This is a genomic window from Cohaesibacter haloalkalitolerans, assembly GCF_003574655.1.
GTDB classification, from domain to species: Bacteria; Pseudomonadota; Alphaproteobacteria; order Rhizobiales; family Cohaesibacteraceae; genus Cohaesibacter; species Cohaesibacter haloalkalitolerans.
In genome coordinates this window covers 684,435-704,568 of the sequence record NZ_QNUM01000002.1, presented here as the reverse complement: position 1 = coordinate 704,568, position 20,134 = coordinate 684,435, and the positions used below count along the sequence as shown (strand labels likewise).

20 protein-coding genes and 1 riboswitch are annotated in these 20,134 nt (G+C 57.7%); of the genes, 7 read left to right on the top strand and 13 right to left on the bottom strand.

Translation table 11 applies throughout. The features are described 5' to 3' along the window. Positions 1-116: 116 nt before the first annotated feature. The 7 genes from phoU to apaG form a co-directional block, all read right to left on the bottom strand. The gene (phoU, locus tag DSL70_RS07100; RefSeq protein ID WP_119307169.1) at positions 117-788 is read right to left on the bottom strand and encodes a phosphate signaling complex protein PhoU; all 672 of its coding nucleotides are present in this window, start codon (positions 786-788) and stop codon (positions 117-119) included. Between the two features lie 77 nt (positions 789-865). Then, on the bottom strand, positions 866-1,672 hold the full coding sequence (pstB, locus tag DSL70_RS07095; RefSeq protein WP_119307323.1) for a phosphate ABC transporter ATP-binding protein PstB: 807 nt from the start codon (positions 1,670-1,672) through the stop codon (positions 866-868). Positions 1,673-1,755: 83 nt separating this feature from the next. Beyond that, entirely contained in the window at positions 1,756-3,078 is a 1,323-nt protein-coding gene (pstA, locus tag DSL70_RS07090) for a phosphate ABC transporter permease PstA (protein ID WP_119307168.1), read from the bottom strand. Next, entirely contained in the window at positions 3,078-4,625 is a 1,548-nt protein-coding gene (gene pstC, locus DSL70_RS07085) for a phosphate ABC transporter permease subunit PstC (protein ID WP_119307167.1), read from the bottom strand. Before pstC ends, pstA begins: the two co-directional genes overlap by 1 nt. Before the next feature lie 271 nt (positions 4,626-4,896). Continuing rightward, complete coding sequence (locus DSL70_RS07080) at positions 4,897-5,937, bottom strand: substrate-binding domain-containing protein (RefSeq protein ID WP_119307166.1); 1,041 nt, start codon at positions 5,935-5,937, stop codon at positions 4,897-4,899. Positions 5,938-6,183: 246 nt separating this feature from the next. Continuing rightward, positions 6,184-7,524, bottom strand: coding sequence for an ATP-binding protein (locus tag DSL70_RS07075; RefSeq protein ID WP_119307165.1), 1,341 nt, complete (start codon positions 7,522-7,524; stop codon positions 6,184-6,186). Positions 7,525-8,010: 486 nt separating this feature from the next. Then, positions 8,011-8,409: a Co2+/Mg2+ efflux protein ApaG gene (gene apaG, locus DSL70_RS07070; RefSeq protein ID WP_280955339.1), complete on the bottom strand. Its 399-nt coding sequence runs from the start codon at positions 8,407-8,409 to the stop codon at positions 8,011-8,013. Positions 8,410-8,695: 286 nt separating this feature from the next. On the opposite strand from apaG, the gene DSL70_RS07065 reads away from it, so the two are divergent. Next, positions 8,696-9,337 carry a CDP-alcohol phosphatidyltransferase family protein gene (locus DSL70_RS07065; protein ID WP_119307163.1) on the top strand — a complete coding sequence of 214 codons (642 nt, stop codon included), beginning with the start codon at positions 8,696-8,698 and terminating at the stop codon, positions 9,335-9,337. A 72-nt stretch (positions 9,338-9,409) separates the two neighbouring features. Here DSL70_RS07065 and DSL70_RS07060 read toward each other — a convergent pair whose 3' ends face one another. Continuing rightward, positions 9,410-9,838: a VOC family protein gene (locus DSL70_RS07060; protein ID WP_119307162.1), complete on the bottom strand. Its 429-nt coding sequence runs from the start codon at positions 9,836-9,838 to the stop codon at positions 9,410-9,412. 376 nt (positions 9,839-10,214) lie between these two features. Between DSL70_RS07060 and DSL70_RS07055 the strand changes: the two genes are divergently transcribed. The 3 genes from DSL70_RS07055 to DSL70_RS07045 are packed head-to-tail and all read left to right on the top strand — an operon-like array spanning position 10,215 to position 12,483. Continuing rightward, the gene (locus DSL70_RS07055) at positions 10,215-11,159 is read left to right on the top strand and encodes a sulfurtransferase (RefSeq protein ID WP_119307161.1); all 945 of its coding nucleotides are present in this window, start codon (positions 10,215-10,217) and stop codon (positions 11,157-11,159) included. 4 nt (positions 11,160-11,163) lie between these two features. Continuing rightward, the gene (locus DSL70_RS07050; protein ID WP_205563179.1) at positions 11,164-12,291 is read left to right on the top strand and encodes a YeeE/YedE family protein; all 1,128 of its coding nucleotides are present in this window, start codon (positions 11,164-11,166) and stop codon (positions 12,289-12,291) included. Between the two features lie 3 nt (positions 12,292-12,294). Next, complete coding sequence (locus tag DSL70_RS07045; protein WP_119307160.1) at positions 12,295-12,483, top strand: hypothetical protein; 189 nt, start codon at positions 12,295-12,297, stop codon at positions 12,481-12,483. Positions 12,484-12,598: 115 nt separating this feature from the next. On the opposite strand, the gene DSL70_RS07040 is transcribed toward DSL70_RS07045, so the two are convergent. The 4 genes from DSL70_RS07040 to DSL70_RS07025 all read right to left on the bottom strand — a co-directional run bounded on the left by DSL70_RS07040 (position 12,599) and on the right by DSL70_RS07025 (position 16,188). Next, entirely contained in the window at positions 12,599-13,057 is a 459-nt protein-coding gene (locus DSL70_RS07040) for an acyl-CoA thioesterase (protein WP_119307159.1), read from the bottom strand. 125 nt (positions 13,058-13,182) lie between these two features. Beyond that, positions 13,183-14,379, bottom strand: coding sequence for an O-succinylhomoserine sulfhydrylase (locus DSL70_RS07035; RefSeq protein ID WP_119307158.1), 1,197 nt, complete (start codon positions 14,377-14,379; stop codon positions 13,183-13,185). Between the two features lie 138 nt (positions 14,380-14,517). Beyond that, positions 14,518-14,597, bottom strand: a riboswitch (SAM riboswitch). Positions 14,598-14,665: 68 nt separating this feature from the next. After that, a complete protein-coding gene (locus DSL70_RS07030; RefSeq protein WP_119307157.1) occupies positions 14,666-15,340 on the bottom strand; it encodes a hypothetical protein in 675 nt (224 codons plus the stop codon). Between the two features lie 179 nt (positions 15,341-15,519). Further along, positions 15,520-16,188 carry a hypothetical protein gene (locus DSL70_RS07025; RefSeq protein WP_119307156.1) on the bottom strand — a complete coding sequence of 223 codons (669 nt, stop codon included), beginning with the start codon at positions 16,186-16,188 and terminating at the stop codon, positions 15,520-15,522. A 320-nt stretch (positions 16,189-16,508) separates the two neighbouring features. On the opposite strand from DSL70_RS07025, the gene DSL70_RS07020 reads away from it, so the two are divergent. The 3 genes from DSL70_RS07020 (at position 16,509) to DSL70_RS07010 (ending at position 19,423) form a co-directional block, all read left to right on the top strand. Further along, on the top strand, positions 16,509-17,609 hold the full coding sequence (locus tag DSL70_RS07020; protein WP_119307155.1) for a 2'-deoxycytidine 5'-triphosphate deaminase: 1,101 nt from the start codon (positions 16,509-16,511) through the stop codon (positions 17,607-17,609). 4 nt (positions 17,610-17,613) lie between these two features. Further along, a complete protein-coding gene (locus tag DSL70_RS07015; RefSeq protein ID WP_119307154.1) occupies positions 17,614-18,189 on the top strand; it encodes an IMPACT family protein in 576 nt (191 codons plus the stop codon). Between the two features lie 145 nt (positions 18,190-18,334). Next, the gene (locus tag DSL70_RS07010) at positions 18,335-19,423 is read left to right on the top strand and encodes a GNAT family N-acetyltransferase (protein WP_162916425.1); all 1,089 of its coding nucleotides are present in this window, start codon (positions 18,335-18,337) and stop codon (positions 19,421-19,423) included. Here DSL70_RS07010 and DSL70_RS07005 read toward each other — a convergent pair. Beyond that, positions 19,416-20,108, bottom strand: a complete 693-nt coding sequence (locus DSL70_RS07005; RefSeq protein ID WP_119307152.1) for a glutathione S-transferase — start codon at positions 20,106-20,108, stop codon at positions 19,416-19,418. The two genes, DSL70_RS07010 and DSL70_RS07005, sit on opposite strands and share 8 nt — an antisense overlap. Positions 20,109-20,134: the final 26 nt, after the last annotated feature.

The following is a 20,134-nucleotide window of genomic DNA, read 5'->3' as shown; positions in this document are numbered from 1 at the left end:
GTCGCTCGGATCTGACCTTTGGTGAGGACAGACACAAGGGCCTGTGCCCTGTCTGCCCTGGCTTTCGCCGGGAGTTGGAGGAGGGGGCCGACCGGTTGCCAGTCCCCTCGCGGGTGTCACAGGGTGCGATCTTCCATCACCTTGCCGGTCTTCACATAGTAGACGCTTTCGGCAATGTTGGTGGCGTGGTCGCCGACGCGTTCCAGATGCTTGGCGACAAACAGCAGGTTGGCGCAATAGCTGATGTTGCGCGGATCTTCCATCATGTAGGTGAGGAATTCGCGGAACAGCGAGCGATAGAGCAGGTCCACCTCGTCGTCGCGCTTGACCACGGCAATGGCGGCGTTTGCATCAGACGTGGTATAGGCGTCAAGCACGGAGCGCAGCTGGTCGAGGGCGATCTCGGCCATGTGCTCGATGCCGTGCAGAAGCTGCTTGGGAGGCGACTTGCCTTCAAGCGCGCTGGTGGCGCGGGCGATGTTCTTGCCCAGATCGGCCACGCGTTCCAGATCGGTCGCGATGCGCAGGGCACCGATGATCTGACGCAGGTCCTGTGCCATCGGCTGGCGACGGGCAATGATCAGAACGGCCTTTTCCTCGATTTCCTGATCCATCTTGTTGATGGCGGCATCCTTGGCAGCTGTTGCCTGTGCCGCCGCCACGTCCTGACGCATCAGGGCGTTGATGGATTCCTCTACCATGCGTTCGGCCTGACCACCCATTTCGGCGATGCGACCGGTCAAGCCACGCAGGTCATCATCATAGGAGCTGACTGTATGTTCGCTCATCTCGAATCTCTCCTTGCATTCGCAGTCTGCCCGAAAGGATAGCTGTTTCCTCGGGCCAGAGAAGGCGAATAAATAACTTAGCCGAAACGGCCGGTGATATAATCCTGGGTGCGCTGATCAACCGGGTTGGTGAAGATCTGGTCGGTCGGACCTTCCTCAACCAGATTGCCCATATGGAAGAAGGCGGTGCGCTGGGAAACGCGGGCAGCCTGCTGCATGGAATGGGTCACGATGACGATGGTGTAATTCTCGCGCAACTCGTCGATCAGTTCCTCGACCTTGGCCGTGGCAATCGGGTCGAGCGCCGAGCAGGGTTCGTCCATCAGGATGACTTCGGGGCTGACGGCAATGGCGCGGGCGATGCAGAGGCGCTGCTGCTGACCACCGGAAAGGCCGGTGCCTGGCTCATCAAGGCGATCCTTGATTTCCTCGAACAGGCCAGCCTTCTGCAAGGAGGTGACGACAATTTCGTCCATTTCCGCCTTGGTGCGGCAAAGTCCGTGGATGCGTGGGCCATAGGCGACATTTTCGAAGATGCTCTTAGGGAACGGGTTGGCCTTCTGGAACACCATGCCGACGCGGGCACGCAGCTCGACCACATCGACGTCCGGATTGTAGATATCCGTGCTGTCAAGCTTGATGGTGCCGCCAACGCGACAGATGTCGATGGTGTCATTCATGCGGTTGAGGCAGCGCAGGAAGGTCGACTTGCCACAGCCGGACGGGCCGATCAGCGACGTCACCTGATTTTCCTCGATCTTCAGATCGACATCGAACAGGGCCTGCTTGGCGCCGTAATGGACGGTCACTTTTTCACCCGACATCTTGATCGGGTTGGAACGGACATCGCTGTCCGCCTTGAAGGTCTGGTTGGTATCCTGCATGATCAATGCTTTCTTTGTCCTGTGATCGCCAGGCGCCATCTCTTGCGGCTGCCCGGCAGTACAAACCTGTTTGCTATGCCGCCTTACCAGCGACGTTCGAAGCGGCGGCGCAAAAGCACCGCGGAAATGTTCATCAACGCAAGGAACGCCAGAAGGATCAGGATCGCGGCTGACGTGCGCTCGGTGAAGGCGCGCTGGGCCTCGCCCGACCACATGTAGATCTGCACTGGCAGAGCCGTTGCCGGATCAAGCGGGGTCGCCGGGAAGTCCTTCACGAAGGCCACCATGCCTATCATCAGCAGCGGAGCCGTTTCACCCAGAGCCTGCGCCAGACCGATGATGGTGCCGGTCAGAATGCCGGGAGTTGCCAGCGGCAGGACATGATGGAAAATCGCCTGCGTCTTGGAAGCCCCGACACCCAGAGCCGCTTCACGGATCGAGGGCGGAACCGCCTTCAGCGCCGAACGGGTGGCGATGATGATGGTCGGCAGGGTCATCAGGGTCAGCACCAGACCGCCGACAAGCGAGGCGGAACGCGGCAGACCGGCAAAGTTGATGAACACCGCAAGCCCCAGCAGACCAAAGACGATGGACGGCACTGCGGCGAGGTTGTTGATGTTGACCTCGATGAGGTCGGTCCAGCGGTTCTTGGGTGCGAATTCTTCAAGATAGATCGAGGCGGCAACCCCGATCGGCAAGGCCAGCACCAGAACGATCAGCATCATGAACACCGAACCGATAACCGCAACGGCGATACCGGCGGATTCGGGGCGGGAAGACGGGCCGTTGAAGAACAGATTGCTGTTGAACTGCTTTGCGAGCACACCCTTCTCGGCCATAGTGTCGATGATCGCGATCTGGGCGTCGCTGATCTTGCGTTTGGATTCGGGAATGTCGCGCGGGATCTGGCCCTTGAGGAAGCTGTCCACGTCGCCGTCGGCCAGTGCCCAATAGTCGATGCGGGTGCCAATGAGGCTCGGGTTCTCGACCACCAGATCGCGCAGATCAACGGATGCGCCCTTTGACAGCAGGCTCTTGGCCTCGCGCATGGCGTTGCGTTTGGTCTTGTCCTTGGGGTCGATGCCAGCAGCCTTGTAGATGGCGGCTTCCAGAACCTTGTTGTAGCGGATCGGCATCTGGATGACGTTGATGTCGCGGTTGCCCGACGGATCGATCAACTGCTCGCTGAGATAGATGTCCAGATGGATCTTGGTCTGCTGAAAGGCCGTATAGCCCTTGGTAACAATCGACCAGAACAGCAGAAACAGGAACAGAACGCCCATGGTAATGGCCGCGATGCCCATCGCCTGGAAGCGCCGCTCACGACCGTAGCGCCTTTTGAGGCCCAGATCACGATTCTTGCTGGTGGCAAGCATCTCGGTTGATTGGTTGGCTGTATCAGTCATCAGTCATACTGCTCCCGATATTTCCGCACGATGTGCAGGGCAAAGATGTTGAGGCCAAGCGTGATAACGAACAGGGTGATACCCAGCGCGAAGGCCACAAGGGTCTGGGGCGAGTTGAACTCGAGGTCGCCGGTCAGCTGGCTGACGATCTTGACGGTCACTGTGGTCACGGCCTCAAACGGATTGAGTGTCAGGTTGGCTGCGATACCGGCAGCCATCACCACGATCATCGTCTCGCCGATGGCGCGCGATGCGGCCAGCAGGATGGAGCCGACGATGCCCGGCAAAGCTGCCGGCAGGATGACCTTCTTGATGGTTTCGGACTTGGTTGCGCCAAGGCCAAGAGAGCCGTCGCGCAGCGACTGCGGCACGGCCGTGATGATATCGTCCGACAGGGAGGAGATGAACGGGATCAGCATGATCCCCATCACGCAGCCTGCGGTCAACACGGAGTTGGCCGAGATATCAAGGCCGATTGCCGCGCCCGTATCCCTGAGGAACGGACCGACCGTGACCAGCGCAAAGAAGCCGTAGACGATGGTCGGGATACCGGCGAGGATTTCCAGAAGCGGCTTGGCAATGGCCCGAACCGTGTTGCTGGCATACTCGGCCATATAGATGGCGGCGAACATGCCGATTGGCACGGCAACCAGCAGCGCCACGAGCGAAATATAGAGCGTGCCCCAGATCAACGGCAACAGGCCGAAGGAGCCTTCCCCGCCACCGGCACGCCCGGCAGAGGTGAAGCGCGGATCCCACTGGGTTCCAAGGAAGAAGTTGGACAGCGACACCTTGTTGAAGAAGTGGATGGCTTCGAAAAGCATCGACATGACGATGCCGACCGTCGTCAGGATGGCGATCGAGGAGGCCAGCACCAGCGCAACCTTGATGTTGGTTTCCACCAGGTTTCTGGCGCGCAGTCGCGGCGAAACGCGCAGGTAGGAGAGCACCAGCCCGATGATCAGCAGCAGCCCCACGCCACCAAGCAGAATATAGTCGCCGGTCTTCTTGGCTTCATTGAGCTTGTTGGCAGCATCGACAACCGGGGTCGGCACGTCTTCGGCCAGTGCCACGCCAACCTCTTTCAGGGTCGGGCGCACGGCGACAAGGCCGTTGTGCAGCTTGTCGGCGGTTGCCTTGTCAAGCAGGCTGACCCCGACAGCAACGCTTTCAACCACGCTCTTCATCAGGGCGCGGCGAGTGTCAAGGGTTTCATACTGTTCCTTGTCTGCACAGATGGCCGGAAGCTTGGCGTCCGCATCCCCATTGGTGCGGGCCATTTCGCGGTCACACGACTGGCTGTAGCCAGCGCGCAGTTCGGAATCGATAATTGAACTGTTGAAGAAGGGCTGTGCCATGAGCACTGCGACCATGAAGAAAATCGCCGGAAGCGCGGTCCATATCATCACATAGGACCCGTAATATCCGGGACGGGAATGAAGCTCAGCTATGTTTCCGTTGACGCAGGACACGGCGCGATTGCGCCCCAGAGCTGCACCGATCAGCGCGAAAACAACGATAGCTGCCAAAAGCCATAACGGGCTCATAATGATCTGCCCCTTGAGCGATTTCGATTATCGCATATCAGTTTCGAACGCGGGTCTTCTGCCGGGTCTGTTCCGCTGGCGCGCCTTGTGAAGAAGGCTGCAGCGCCGGAGAAGATCCTTTTGACGTCTCCCCGTCGGCAGAGCCAGCGAGCTGGCAGAAGACGGGGTCTTTTCATCGGTCGCTTGTCAGCCAGAAGGATCATGAACTGACGGAATTACAAAAAGGCCATGCGCAAGCCTCGCCCGCGCATGGCCCTCATCAGGCTAGGCCTTAAAGGGTTTTGCCTTCAGCAATCGCAGCCTTGATGGCTTCGCGTTCTGCTTCCGGAGCAGGAACCAGACCGTATTCAGAGGTCGGGGAGCCTTCGCCGGTCATGTCGTCGGACATGAAGAAGTCAACATATTCCTGCAGGCCAGGGATGACGCCCAGGTGAGACTTCTTGACGTAGAAATACAGCGGACGGGAAACCGGATAGGTGCCGTCTGCAATCACTGCAGCGTTCGGGGAAATGCCGGACATGGTAGCCACTTTCAGCTTGTCCATGTTGTTTTCGTAGAAGGCAAGACCGAAGACGCCGAAGCCGGTTTTGTTGCTGTCGATGCGAGCAAGGGTTTCGGTGTAGTCGCCGTCGATGTCGATGGCTTTACCGTCCTTGCGAACCTTGAAGCATTCGCTTTCAGCGGCTTTCTTGTCGAGGCCGGAAGCGATGTACAGGTCATAAGCGCCAGAGGCCTTGCAGCCAGCTTCCAGAACCTTGGTTTCGAAAACTTCACGGGTGCCGTGCTTTTCGCCAGGGATGTAGGCAGCGATTTCCCAATCCGGGAAGGAAGCGTCGATGTCAGACCATTTGGTGTTGGAGTTGTCGATCAGCTTGCCGTCCTTGACGATCTTCGGAGCCAGGGCGTTGAACCAGTTGACCGGCTCGAAAGCGAAGTCCGGGCCGTTTACGTCGGAAGCGAAAACGATGCCGTCGTAGCCGATCTTGACTTCCATGATTTCCTTGACGCCGTTTTCAGCGCAGGTCTTGATTTCAGCGTCTTTGATTTTGCGGGAAGCGTTGGCAACGTCAATGGTGTCTTCGCCGGCGCCCGCGCAGAACTGCTTCAGACCAGCGGAAGAGCCGCCGGATTCAACAACCGGGGTTTTGAAATCTGGGTAGTTTTCGCCAAAAGCTTCAGCAACGATGGTTGCATAGGGAAGCACGGTGGAAGATCCGGCTACCTGAACCTGATCACGAGCCTGAGCTGCGGTACCTGCGAGAACGGCGGTGGCAGCAATAGCAGCTGCGCTAGCAAAAGAAGCGAATTTCACTTGACCTCTCCATAAGTCAGTTTTTAGAGCGACGAGCCAGTCAATTGGCTTTTCATCTTGCGCTCACGAATATGCCGACCCTCCTGAAAAGGCTTGCTCCAATCTGGCAAGCTCGGTCATCGGTTGGCCGGGACAAGCGCGAACCTATCGCTCTCGTGTGATGGGTATATGACATCTATATTTCAGTTTTGTGACAATTTAAGGCGCTGAAATACATGGAGAATTTTTTGGACTATCATGTGGATGTCACAAATCCGCAGCTTTTATGGCAGGAAGACGGACCTGAAAGGTCGCCCCCTCGCCGGGTGTACTCTCAACGAGAAGCTTGCCGCGGTGGCGTGTGAGAATGTGTTTCACGATGGCCAGCCCCAGCCCCGTGCCCTTCTGCTCGCGGGAAGAGGCGACATCGACGCGATAGAAGCGCTCGGTAAGGCGTGGCAGATGCTCCTGAGGGATGCCGGGCCCGAAGTCCCTGACATTGATGGCGAAATAGTCGCGGCCATCTGCTGCATCGACCATCTGGCTGCAATTGACCTCGACCGTCTTGCCGTCCTTGCCGTATTTGAGCGCATTCTCGACGAGGTTCTCGAACACCTGAACCAGCTCGTCCCGATCACCGGCCACCCATGCCTCCGTGTCAAGGCCGTCGGTGGCAACCGAAACCTTCAGATCCGAGGCCAGTGGAGACAGGCTGTCGATCACATGGCGCATGATCTTGCTGAGGTCGACCCTCGTGTCGGGCAGCACATGGGCGCGCATTTCGATTCGAGACAGGGACAGGAGATCGGAGACAAGGCGCGACATCCGTTCGGCCTGATCCAGCATGATGGCGAGAAAACGGTCCCGCGCCACACTGTCGTCCTTTGCCGGTCCCTGCAGGGTCTCGATGAAGCCGATCACCGAGGCGAGGGGGGTGCGCAGCTCGTGGCTGGCGTTAGCGACGAAGTCGGCGCGCATACGGGCCATGTTCTTCTGTTCGGTCTGGTCATGCAGCAGCAGCAGGATGAATTCCGGCCGGCCACCCTTTTCGGGCTCCGAGTTCATGTGAATGGGCGTGACCCAGGCTTCATAGAAGCGTTCGCTGTGACTCTTGAGGGTATAGTCGACCTTTTCGATCGGTCCACCATCGAGCACATTGTCGAGCGCTGCCAGCATGTCCGGCTGACGGATCCGGAAGGACAGCGGGTCGCCTTCCTTGACATTGCCGAAGATGGTTGATCCGGCCTGATTGGCAAAGCGGACGATGCCGCGCCGGTCCAGAATGAAGCAGGGGTCGGGCAGGGCGGCGGCCAGATTGCGCATGTGCAGGTCCGGGATGATGGCCCTGCGCCGGGCCTCGACCTTTGCCTTGAGGCGTGTCACCTTGCGGCGGCGCGGGAAAAACATCGTGGCAATGACCGCTGCCAGAAGCACCAGACCGGCGTGCCAGACCTCCCCGTCATTCTGAATGGCAATCCAGACAAGGCCGATGGTAACGACGATCAGTGTCCAGCGTGCACTGTAGAGTCTGCTCAGCGGACCGCCGCCAGCAAGGCGGTCCAGATCAGCAGATGGTCCAAGGCCGGATTTGCGCGTGTCGAGTGCCATGTCTGAAATTCCAGTTCGAAAGTCATGCAATATGCAAAGAGTATAAAGAGAGCAGACGCTATTCGTCAGCACCTTGCCAAAAGAAAGCAACCATTTTGCAACAGCGATCCACGCGATTACCGATGGGGCAGTTTCCAACAGAATCGGGCCGAGCGCCATCCTGAAGCAACCAAATAGGCGAACCTGTTGGTGCCGAAGCCGCTTCCGCTCGCCTCAACGCAAGGAAGTCCGGCAGTTTTGACTGCGGGGATCGGGGTTGATTGGGGATAATCTGTCAGAGCAAGACACCAAAGATGCCCTATGCGGGGCTGATGCCAGATACATGGGAACACAGAAAGTTTGCTGTTGATATCTCTCGTTTCCGGCCGCGTATTAGCCCTGTTTGTGCCGAAAATGACTGGCAGCGAATGCTGTGGCCAGTCGCCGGGGAGACGCGATGGTAAAGGAAACGCTTGGCTGAGGCCCCGGCAACCCTTGGGGGGCAGCTCAGTTGATGGACTTGGCCATATCCGGAATGTCCAGAGAGAAGGTTGGAATGATGACTTCGAAGGTCATGCCGTCATCCGTTTCCATCTCATAATGGCCGGACATGAAGCCGCTGTCGCTGTCCAGCGGGCAGCCGGAGCTGTATTTGAAGCAATTACCGGCTACAATACGCGGGTGTTCGCCCACGACACCACTGCCATGGACTTCCTGAATGCGCCCCTGCGCGTCGATGATGCGCCAGTATCGTGCCTGAAGCTTGATGTCTGCCTGCCCGTGATTGCAAATTTCAACATGATAGGCCCATACATGTTGTCCTCTGTCGGGGGTCGATTGCTCCGGCTGGTATTCCGGCACAACCATGACTTGAATTGATCCGGTCGTCGCTGTGTATTTCTGCACTTGGTCCTCATACTCCAGTGGAACAATGATTGATGCAAAGCCCGATAGTCGGAATAGTCCGAACAAAGAGAGTTTAGGGATCACCAAAACTCGCAATAAGTTCATGAGAATTGCATAGCAAAGCTCTGACAGGAATAATATAGCCTATTGAAGCGTATTGGATAGAAGATGTATCAAAGATTGTACTGAATGTTGGGCAATCCACAGAGACAACACATTTGCCAATACTGATTAGGCAGGTACAATAAGTCCGTGCCAGAAGTAAACAGCAGTTTGGGAAGAAGTCATGCTTGATGCTCGGTTGAAAAGGCTGATTGATCCGCCTGTTACCCGTATTGGCAAAATGATTGCCTCACATGGGGTCACACCCAATCAGATCACCAGCCTCGGGTTGTTGATCGGAAGTGGCGCAGCAGCAGCAATCGCCTTTGAGTTGTATTGGCTTGGACTGACCCTGATGGTGTTGAGCCGTCTGATGGATGGGCTCGATGGCGCCGTTGCCCGGGCAGGCCACAAGACGGATCTTGGTGGCTATCTCGATATTGTTTTCGACTTCATCTTCTACGGCCTCATTCCGTTGGCCTTTGCGATTGCCAGACCGGAAAACGCTCTACCGGCAGCGGTGCTGCTGATGGTCTTCTATGCCAACGGTGCCAGCTTCCTAGCCTTTGCCATCATGGCCGAAAAGCGGAAGCTGTCCACCGAGAGTCACGGCTCCAAGTCGCTTTATTTCACCGGGGGGCTCGCCGAAGCTGGGGAGACCTACGCGGTGTTTGCGCTCTTCTGCCTGTTCCCGGATTGGTTCGGCTGGTTCGCCTATGCCTTCGCCGCCATCACTGCCATCACCACCGTCTCGCGGATCCTGCTGGCAAGAGAGCTGTTTGGTGACAAGCCATCTGTCGCCGATGAGGCTTCGCAGGAGAGGTGAGGCGCGCTTGGACGCCTGCCCTGATGGACAGACTGGCGATGCGGGCGAGTCTTGGAGTAAGCCTTCCAGCTCTTACGGCAGGATCAGGTGACCGTCTTCACCGATGGGGAAGGCGCCCCATGCGATTTCCCACACATAGCCGTCCGGGTCGGAAAAATAGCCGCTGAAGCCACCCCAGAAGGTGTCGCTTGCCGCTTTCCTCAGCTGGCCGCCAGCCGCAGTGGCCTGTGCCATCACGGCATCGACATCCTGCCGCTCGCGACAATTGTGGGCCAGCGTGATGCCACAGCTGCCTACCTGCGGGGTGAAGCTGCCATCCGGAATCTCCTTGGCCATTTCCGCAATCGGATAGAGGGCGAACACAGTGCCCCATGTCTTGAAAAAGGCCACACCCTGTCCAGGCTCATAGCTCGTCGGCCAGCCCAGGCCGTCACGATAAAAGCTGACGGAGTTCTCCAGGTTGCTGACGCCGAGCGTGATCAACGAGATCCGTGGTTCCATGAAACTCTCCTGTCTGTGGTGGCCCTGCCCATGAAGGTGAAGTCCGTGGTGCTGAGGCGCAATTGTCGGACTCGGTGTTCGTCAAGAATAGAGCCTCTGCTGCAAAATAATTTCCTCATCATTGGAAGTGTGACTGAATGAAGGGCAAAGAATTGCTGTCTTCAGTGTTGTCGCAAGAAGGAATTTCTATTTTTAAAATGAACTTTAAGATCCTCTTTCTTGCAAAATTCCGGCTGAAAAGCAGAATGGCGGGCAACGATAATAGTCAAGGAGCCCGATCCCGGCAGGCCTCTGGCTGCTCACCTCTTGCCGGATCTCTCATGCGACAGGAGCCCTGTCCGCTGAGATGACAGAATGGCTCACACGGAGAACACAAATGAAAAAACTGATTTCACACGCTCTTGTGGCATTCGGGCTTCTGGTTACCCCGACCTTCGCTGCGTCTTTTGGTCCGCTGGTTTCCCCCGAACAGCTCAATGCTGCAACGGGTGACGACGCGCCCTTCATCATCGACATTCGCGCAACCGACAAGAATGGTTCAAGCCTGTTTGAACAAGGCCATATCGCCGGTTCGGTTAATGCGCCTTACGGGCTGTTTCGTGGCCCCAAGGAAAACCCGGGCCAGCTGGTAACCGAAGAGCATCTGGAAAAGCTGCTCGGTGACATTGGTGCAGACAAGGGCCGTGCCACGGTCGTCGCCTATCAGGGTGCAGACATCTCCGATTTTGGCGCTGCCGCCCGTGTCTACTGGACCCTGAAAACGGCTGGTTTCACCAACATCTCCATCCTCAATGGTGGTCTCGACACCTGGAAGCAACAGGGCCTGCCGCTTGAAACCGGCACTGTTTCCCTCAAGCCGACCACCGTCGATATCAGCTTCTCTGATCAGTGGCTGGCCAACCGCGACGAAATCCTGAAGATTGTCGGCGGCGAAGAGAAGGCGCGCCTTGTCGATGCCCGTCCGGAAGAATTCTGGAAAGGTGAGAAGAAGCATCCAGCCGCCGCCCGTCCCGGCACCCTGCCACAGTCCGAATATTTCGTGCATTCCAGCTGGTTTGACAACAAGCCGGTGATCGCTGACGCGGCCAAGGCCAAGGAAATTGCCGCCAAGGCCGGGTTCAAGAATGGCGAAGAGCTGGTCAGCTTCTGCAACACAGGGCACTGGGCCGCGACCAACTGGTTCGCCCTCTCCGAGCTGGCCGGTCTGGACAATGTGAAACTCTATCCTGAATCGATGGTTGGCTATTCCAACGCTGGCTATAAGCTGGCCAACACGCCGGGCATCTTCAAGACCCTCATCAAGCAAGTAACCGGTGGCTGATCCCGTGACTGATATTTCGACATCTCTGGGGGCCCCTGCAAAGGGGTCTCGCCTGTTTGCAAGGGCTGGCCTGATTGGCTTGCCCCTTGTTGTCATTCTGGCCCTCATGGCGTCGGCGGGCGTGCGCTATGGCCTGCTGCTGGCCATCGGCGTTGGCTTCGGCCTGACGCTGGAAGGCTTGCGCTTCGGTTTCGCCGGTCCGTGGCGGGCTATGATCCTGCGGCGCGAACCGGCCGGGCTGATCGCCCAGCTGCTGGCCATCGGGCTTGTTGCCGTCGTTGCCTTTCCGCTGTTGTCCGGCGACCATCCCGAACTGATTGGCGCTCATGCCGCCGTTGGCTGGTCCATGGTCGGCGGCGCTTTCGTGTTCGGAGCGGCCATGCAGTTGCTGCTCGGCTGCGGATCGGGCACGCTTGTCAACGCCGGGTCGGGCAATCCGGTCAGCGTCGTGGCCTTGCCCTTCTTTGTCGTCGGAGCCTTTGCCGGGTCCTATCACCTTCTATGGTGGACGGATCTGGGGCATCTGCCGCTGGTGGTGCTGGAAGGGAGCCGTGGGCTGGTGATCACCCTGCTGGGGCTGCTGATCGTTGGACTTGGGGCGCTCTTTCTGGCGCCGAAACAGGCGCGTTTCGTGCCACGTCGTCTGCTGGTTGCTGCCGTGCTTCTGGCCGCGCTGGCAATCGCCAACTTCGCGGTTGCCGGTCAGCCTTGGGGCGTGGTCTATGGCCTTGGCTTGTGGGCCGCCAAAGGGGCGTCGGCATTGGGAGCGGATCTGACGGCGTCGTCCTACTGGGCAAGTCCGGTGCATCAGGAGCGACTCGTCTCGAGCCTGCTCACCGACTATACCTCGCTCACCAACCTTGGCATCATTCTCGGGGCTTTCATCGTCGCTGCCTGGCGGTCCGGCCTCAGCACAAGGCTACCCTCGCTACCTGCAAGGGCATGGCTGGCCACCGTCATCGCCGGCTTTCTGCTTGGCTATTCCTCGCGTCTGGCGCTGGGCTGCAATGTTGGAGCCTTCTTCTCGGGCATTTCCACCGGCAGCCTGCATGGCTGGGTATGGTTCGTTGCCGCCTTTGCCGGGGCGTGGGTGGGTATCCGCCTGCGCAAGCCGTTGGGACTGGAGGGATAGGCGATGACCGGATTTTTCATGAGCCGCGCCTTCCCCGCATCTGCAACCCTTTTGGCCGTGGTCGCGCTGCTGGTGTTCGATTTGCAGACCAGCAAGTCGCTCAATCCCTATACCGCTCCGGCAGCCATCATGCTTGGCTCGGATGAGGCCGCCAGCGGGGCCTTTTGTGCGCTGGTGCCACCTGGCAAATAGAAGGGGCTCCGCAAGGGACTGGAAATCAGGTGGTGGGCGGCCCGGGTGGATGGATTGCTTCTGCCCGGGCCAATTGGCCTGCGCCTTGTCGCTTGTCCTTTGACCTGGCCCCGGATCAGTCCTTGTTCGGAGCAACCGAATAGCGGGCGATCTGTTCAGGGGAGAGGCGGATGGCCTTCTTGGTCTGCTGGTTGATTGGGTGCCACAGGGTCCGGACGGCGGCAAGCTCCTTGCCGTCCCGCACCCGCAGGATGCTGGTGAATCGTTCACACTTGTGGTGCTCATACTGCCCCAGCCATGTCCGCACGATCAGCTCGTCGCCCTCGAATGCGCCGCGCTTGTAGTCGATCTCGTGACGGGTGACGACCCAGAACATCTGCTCATGATCATCTTCATGGGCGATCACATCCCAATGCTCGGTTGCCGCTTCCTGAACCCATTTCAGATAGATGGTGTTGTTGACATGGCCGATCATGTCGATGTCGGAGGGCTGCACGACAAGGGGCATGTCGTAGGGAAGGGTTGGATCTTTTTGCGAGGGACGTGCTTCAGCGGGGGTGGGATCTTGGGACATGCGGCTTTGCCTTTCGGACGTGACACAGCCAGTCTAGTCGATCATCAGGCCCCGCTTCAAGGCAGGCGCAAGGGGTCTTCCTCTGCAAAGTCCCCTTGCGGACAATTTGTGTGATCCGGTCAGGATCAGAGCGTGGCCAGAGCCTGCTCGAAGTCGTCCCACAGGTCCTCGATATCCTCAAGACCAACAGACAGGCGCAGCGTGCCCTGACCGATACCGGCGGCCGCCAGTTGGTCATCGGTGAGTCGCTGATGAGTGGTCGTAGCCGGATGGGTGATCAGGCTCTTGGCGTCACCCAGATTGTTGGAGATCTTGATGATCTTGAGGGCATTTTCCAGCTCGAAGGCCTTCTGCTTGCCACCGGCCACATTGAGCGCCACCATGGTCGAGCCACCGCGCATCTGCTTCTTGCAGACGTCGGCCTGCGGGTGGTCATCACGGCCCGGATAGAAGATCCGGTCGATGGCTTTGTGCTCGGCCAGACGGTCGGCAAGGATACCTGCACTGCGGGTCTGTTCCTTGACGCGCAGCGGGAAGGTTTCCAGTCCCTTGAGCATGATCCACGCATTGAACGGCGACAGGGACGGTCCGGTGTGACGATGGATATCCTTGAATTCCTCTTCAAGGAACTGCTCGGTCGACAACACGACCCCGCCCAGACAGCGGCCCTGACCATCGATATGCTTGGTGGCCGAATAGATGACCACGTCGGCACCGAGCGCCAGCGGGCTTTGCCACATGGCGGTCGCAAAGACGTTGTCGACGACCAGCTTGGCACCCGCTTCATGGGCAATCTCGGCCACACCGGCAATGTCGATCACGGACAACACGGGGTTGGTCGGGCTTTCGAGGAAACAGGCGCGGGTGTTCGGACGCATCGCCGCTTTCCATTCCTCAAGATTGGTGCCATCCACCAGCGTGCACTCGACACCAAAACGGGGCAACAATTCCGAGACGATATAGAGGCAGGAGCCGAACAGGGCGCTTGCGGCAACCACATGATCGCCAGCCCGGACACATGAAAGCATGGCGGAGGAAACGGCAGCCATGCCGGACGCCGTACCGCGCGCGCCTTCAGCGCCTTCCAGCAGTGCCATGCGGTTCTCGAACATCGAAACGGTAGGGTTGGCATAGCGTGAATAGACATAGCCCGGCTCTTCACCGTTGAAGCGGGCTTCCTGTGCCTCGGCGCTGTCATAGACATATCCCTGCGTCATGAACAGCGCTTCGGAGGTTTCTCCCCACTGCGAACGCATCACGCCGCCATGGACCATCTGGGTGGCAGGGCGGTAACCGGTTTCGGGTTTCTTGGTCTCAGACATGGCTCAATCCTGTTCTTGACAGGCTCCGTCGGCCTAGCGCACCAGGGGCGCGGGAGGGCAGAGCGCTTTTTCGTTTGGTCAACCGGATTTTGAGCAAAATAAAACCCGGCGACACTTTTCAGTATGGCCGGGAAAGACAGTTTTTCATCCCCGACCTTTTAGCAACTTTCTTTTACGTGGCGGCAAGCCGGCCGGCTCAAATGACCACAAGTGCGACATTATGTACGCCTATAGAACGAGAGTGTCAATCATCGAAGACGCGTATTCGGGATTGGGTATGGTTCACCTATGACGCGGGGGTTGCGCAATAGCTGTAATAGGTCCTGACCAACTGGCCCAGCTCGCGGGTGTCGCCGCTGAGGACAAATGTGCCCAGTTTTCCCGGCAGGTGGCGCACTTTCTTGTCGGAAGTACAACTTTGCGTCATGTCGTAGCTGCCCATCTTGTCAAAGCCATACTGCTTGATGATGCGCTGCTCGGCGCTTGCTGCGAATTCGTTCCACGCCGCTCCGCGCAATCCGTGCTTTTCGCTCACATAGGTCCACATGGCCTGCTTGGCGCTTTTCACCTTCTGCTCGATATCTGGTTGGAAATCAAACTTCAGCAGGCTGGTGCGTGAAGTCTTGTTTGCGCTGAGGCTGGAGTAGGAAACGCCTGATGTCTCGCGAATGTCCAGCAGGGTTTCCTGAAACCGGATATCATTGGAGGCAGAACAGGTCTGCGGCTGTTCATACCGGCTGATGATCTTGCAACCGGATACTTCGATTTCACTGCCATAGACCTTATGGTCGAGCGTCCGTGACAAGGTCTCCTGGATTGCTCCCTCCATCTGCTGTACCTGCGCGGTTGAAAGCAGCGGCTTGGTTCGAGCAAAACTCTTGGTTTGCCAGAATACCATCATGGTCAGCGCTGGAATGATTGCCAAAACTGCGGCAGCCAGGACAAATGCTTTGTTTTTCATCGGGTCAAATATCAGTTTCAACTATAATTTGTTTGTTTTGGTGCATTAGTTTTAGTTGCAACCGTTTTAAAAACGGATAGGGAATTCATTAAAATTGGACACATCTCCGAAAAATCCCCTTTTCTCTGTGCTTCCCTTGCAGAGCATCCTGCCGGGAGCAAGTTGCGGGGTCGACAGCCTCAACCATCAACGCAGTTGGCGTGATAGGATTTGAGGCTGTAGGCGGCGTTCCGATCAACGGTGGAAAGGCTGATGGTACCGAGAGTCTTGGGCAGGTGATATTGCTGCATGCTGCTGGAGCAATTCTGCGTCTTGGCATAGCTCTGCATGTCGGCAAGACCGGCTTCCGTCACGGCATTCTGCTCGGCGGAATGGGTTTCCTGTGCCCACATCGAGCCGGTATAACCGGTGTTGTTCCGGTTGTAGCGGTTGAACAGGGTCTTGGCACGGTCAAACCGCTTCTGCACGTTGTCCTTGAATTCGAACCGGATGGAGCCGGAGGCTCCGGTCCCGTTGCGGGAATTCTCGAAAACCCGAACCTGCTGAACATCCTTGAGGTCGATCTGGAACTCGCTGTAACGAGCCGTTGGCGAGCTGGAGCAATCCCCCGCGCGGTTCAACTGGTAAGTGATCTTGCAGCTGTTCACTTCCACCTTGTCGGTGAAGGGGTCGAAATAGGCCATGTTCGACTTGAGGAAAGAGGTGATCTTTGTCTCCGCCTGCCTGATTTCGTTGGAATTCAGGCGTGTACCATGCATCTGGTTGGAGTTTGCTGGCGTTTCATACGTCAGAATGATACCCGCAATGAAGCAAGCCGATATGATACAAACCGCTATGAGCTTTTTCATTTGCACACTGCTTTGGCGTGATCCCTGATGGAACCGAACATGCCATAAAGAAGCGGCGTCTGCATCATGCAGGCGCCTTTTTGTCTTGCCACATTAATAGTACGCCGGGTCTGTTCGGGCGGTTAAATTAAAAGGTAAAATTTGAACGAAGTCGCCTTTTATGCAGCTTTGCTCAGAAAATCACCACAGGTTGTGCGCGCAGGGGCCGAATGGTGCCAAGCAGGGGCAGATCAGGGGCCGTTCATGGGATGGCAAGGGGCTGTTGCCCGGTGGCTTCAAGCCTGCTACACATCGTCAAATCGCAATTGACAGGGCGCTTCATGACACATCTTTCCTTTTCCGGCACGGGTATTCTGAATGACGCGGACATCGCGCAGCTGATCGATAGCAAGGCCATTTGCTTTGCTCGTCCGCAGGATGACGATCAGGTCCAGCCAGCCAGTCTCGACTTGCGTTTGGGGGCGAAGGCCTATCGGGTCCGCGCATCCTTTCTGCCGGGCAAGGGCCAGACGGTAAAGGACAAGCTGGACCAGCTGCAACTGCATCAGATCGACCTTGGCGAGGGCGCGGTGCTGGAAACCGGCTGTGTCTATATCGTGCCCCTGATGGAGAGTCTCAACCTTACCGGCGACATCGAGGCGGCCGCCAATCCGAAGAGCTCGACGGGCCGGCTTGATATTTTCACCCGGGTGATTGCCGATGGCTCGCGCCAGTTCGATACCATTCCGGCGGGCTATAGCGGGCCGCTCTATCTGGAGGTCAGCCCGCGCACCTTTCCGATCTTCGTGCGGGCCGGAAGCCGCCTGTCGCAGATCCGCTTCCGCAACGGGCGGTCGCGCCTGACTGATCCAGAGCACCTGATCCTGCATCGGGAAGAAACGCTGGTGGGCTCGATGGAAGAGCCCTTCATTGACAATGGCATAGCTGTTTCCATCGATCTGGCCGGAGACGGTATCATCGGCTATCGCGCCAAGCGCCACACGGCGGTGATCGATGTCGATGAGCGCGATGCTCTCGACATGCTCGACTTCTGGGAGCCGATAGCGGGGCGGGGCAAGAATGCGCTCATTCTCGACCCGGACATGTTCTACATTCTGGTCTCGCGGGAGGCGGTGCATGTGCCGCCGCTCTATGCCGCCGAGATGGTGCCGTTCGATCCCCTCGTGGGCGAGTTCCGCGTCCATTATGCCGGCTTTTTCGATCCCGGCTTCGGCGCATCCGAGGCGGGCGGCAAGGGCAGTCGGGCGGTGCTGGAAGTGCGCAGCCACGAGGTGCCCTTCATCGTTGAGCATGGCCAGTTGATCGGGCGGCTCGCCTATGAGCGCATGCGGGCGCGCCCGACCCGACTCTATGGCGCTGGCATCGGCTCCAACTATCAGGCTCAGGGGCTCAAGCTCTCCAAGCATTTCAGGATGGCTTAAAGCGATGCTGAAGACCGTTGAAGCCGAGTTTTATGCTGAGCTGGAGGAGAAAAAGTCCCGCTTTCTGGCCTTTCTCGTGCCGATTGAACAGTTTGAGACCCGGCTTGAGCAACTGCGTACAGAGCACCGCAAGGCCAATCATCACGTCACCGCCTTTCGCCTTATCAACGACGATGATTACATCGAGGAAGGCGCCAAGGATGACGGCGAACCGGCGGGCACCTCCGGCATGCCCATGCTGAAAGTGCTGATCGGCCGTGACATCATCAATTGCGGTGTCATTGTCGTGCGTTATTTCGGGGGCACCAAGCTGGGGGCAGGCGGGCTGGCCCGGGCCTATTCCGGCGTAGCTTCCATGGCGCTTGATGCGGCAACCCTGGTGCCGTGGCAACGCATCATCCGCAAGACGGTCACCGGTCGGTTTGACCAGACCAGCGAAATCGAACGACAGATTGCCCTCCTGCAGCTCAGCGTTATGGATAGAAGCTATCACGAGACCGGCGTCGACATCCTGCTCGAGGGCCCTCAGGCCACCATCGAGGAAATGGATGCCTTCATGCATGACCTGAATCTTTATTAACCAAGTTCATTGACAGACGGCCTGTAGTTGCAGGGTTGTTCAACTTCAGGGCGTTTTTTTGCCCGACATTCACGATTGCTTATCTTCTCTATGAAATGGTTACACCATAACATATTTCATATTGATAGAATCGCAGGCAGCAGACATGCTTGATTTGAGCGTTTGTAAACACTTTGATTTCAGGTCGGATGAATATCGGACCCTGTTCGATTTGGCTGATGTGACCGCCTTTCAGCATCCCATCTGGCAGGATGCAATGCAGCGGTATCTGCAGCATTTTCCGGAAGTCGAAGAACGCACCTTGCAGATGCGCTGCAAGACATCGGGCTGTCTGGTTGGAGTTGTTCCGCTGGTCGCGCGCAAGAAGCTGGGCGCCACCGTGCTCGAATATGCCAACATGAATCTGGTCGATTATGCCCTGCCCACCATGCACAGGGACATCAAGAACTGGATTCCCGATCCCGATTTTCTAAGCAAACGACTGCTCGAAACGCTTGGTGCCTATGATGTGCTGCGTATCAAGCACATGCCGGTCAGCGATCCCGCCGTTCTGCGCCTGTTTCCGACGGGTCATTATCAGAAAGCCGATTTTTCGGCCTATTTGACCGAGCTCGGACCGGACTATGAAGAATGGCGTGCGGCCAATATTTCCAAGAGCGAGCGCAAGCACCGCGACAAGAAACGGCGTGCCATGATGCGCGAAGGCGATTGGCAAATGCAAAGACTGTTCGACGCCGACCAGATCCGGACAGCGATGGATCATCTGCGCCTGTTCCACAAGGATCGCTACAAGGATCGCCCCGGCGAAGATCTCATCCAGAAGCAGGTCACCTTTGACTTCTATCTCGATCTGGCCTGCCAGAATGCCGAAAACGGTTTTGTCCGGATCTATCAGTTCACCTATGACGGCGAGATCGTTGCCGTGCAATATGGCATCGAGCATGGCGGTCGCCATCTGATGTTGATGATGGGGCTCGATTTCGAGCGCGTCGGCCGCTATTCACCCGGCTTGCTGATGACTGAGGATCTGATCGCAGAATGCATCAGGGACGGCATCAAGATCTTTGATTTCACGGTCGGAGACGAGCCTTACAAGCTCAAGTTCGGAACGCGCCAGCTCCCGATCTACACGCTCTGGCATACCCATTCGGTGCTTGGCAATGTCGGGCTGACCGTGGCAGGGGCCGTCAATCGCACCCCGATATCCGAACGTCTGCGCCGCTGGGTCAACTGACCGCGCCGACTTCTTCCTCCACTTTCCGGGCTGGGAACAGGATGACCGGGTCTCCCTCTTTCCAGACTGGCCATTTGCTGAAGATGCTTACAAAGAGCGGTGAGCTCTCGTGCTCGACGAGCCACTTGCGCACTGCGACGGGTGCTTTGGTGTCGAACCAGTCCCGATCCGTATTGGCAAACTGCCGCACGAAAGGGAACAGGGCGATATCGGCCAGCGACGGGCGGTTGCCGAACAGGTGGGGGGACAATTCCAGCCGCGCCTGCAAGGACGCCAGCGCAATCAGCGCCATGGAGCGATGGACCACTTCGTCGGCCCCCTCGAAACGCGTTGCATATTTATAGCGGTCCAGATGATGCTTGAACGATCCGTCCATCTCGGCGATCAGGCCGAGCATCTCGTCCAGCGTGCCGCTTTCCGGTGTCAGCCAACCCTCGGGGTCATTCTGGCCGAGCGCCCAGAGCATGATGTCGAGGCTCTCGTCAATCACCGTGCCATCGGGCAGTTGCAGCACTGGCACCGTTCCCTTGGGCGAAATCTCCAGCATATGGGCAGGTTTGTCCCGCAAGACAATTTCCCTCAACTCCACCACGATTCCCGAAGCAAACAATCCCATCCGGCCACGCATGGCATAGGGGCAGCGTCGGAACGAGTAGAGGACAGGCAAATTATTGGAGGCAGACATTCCTGTTGGAACTCCCATCATGTTCA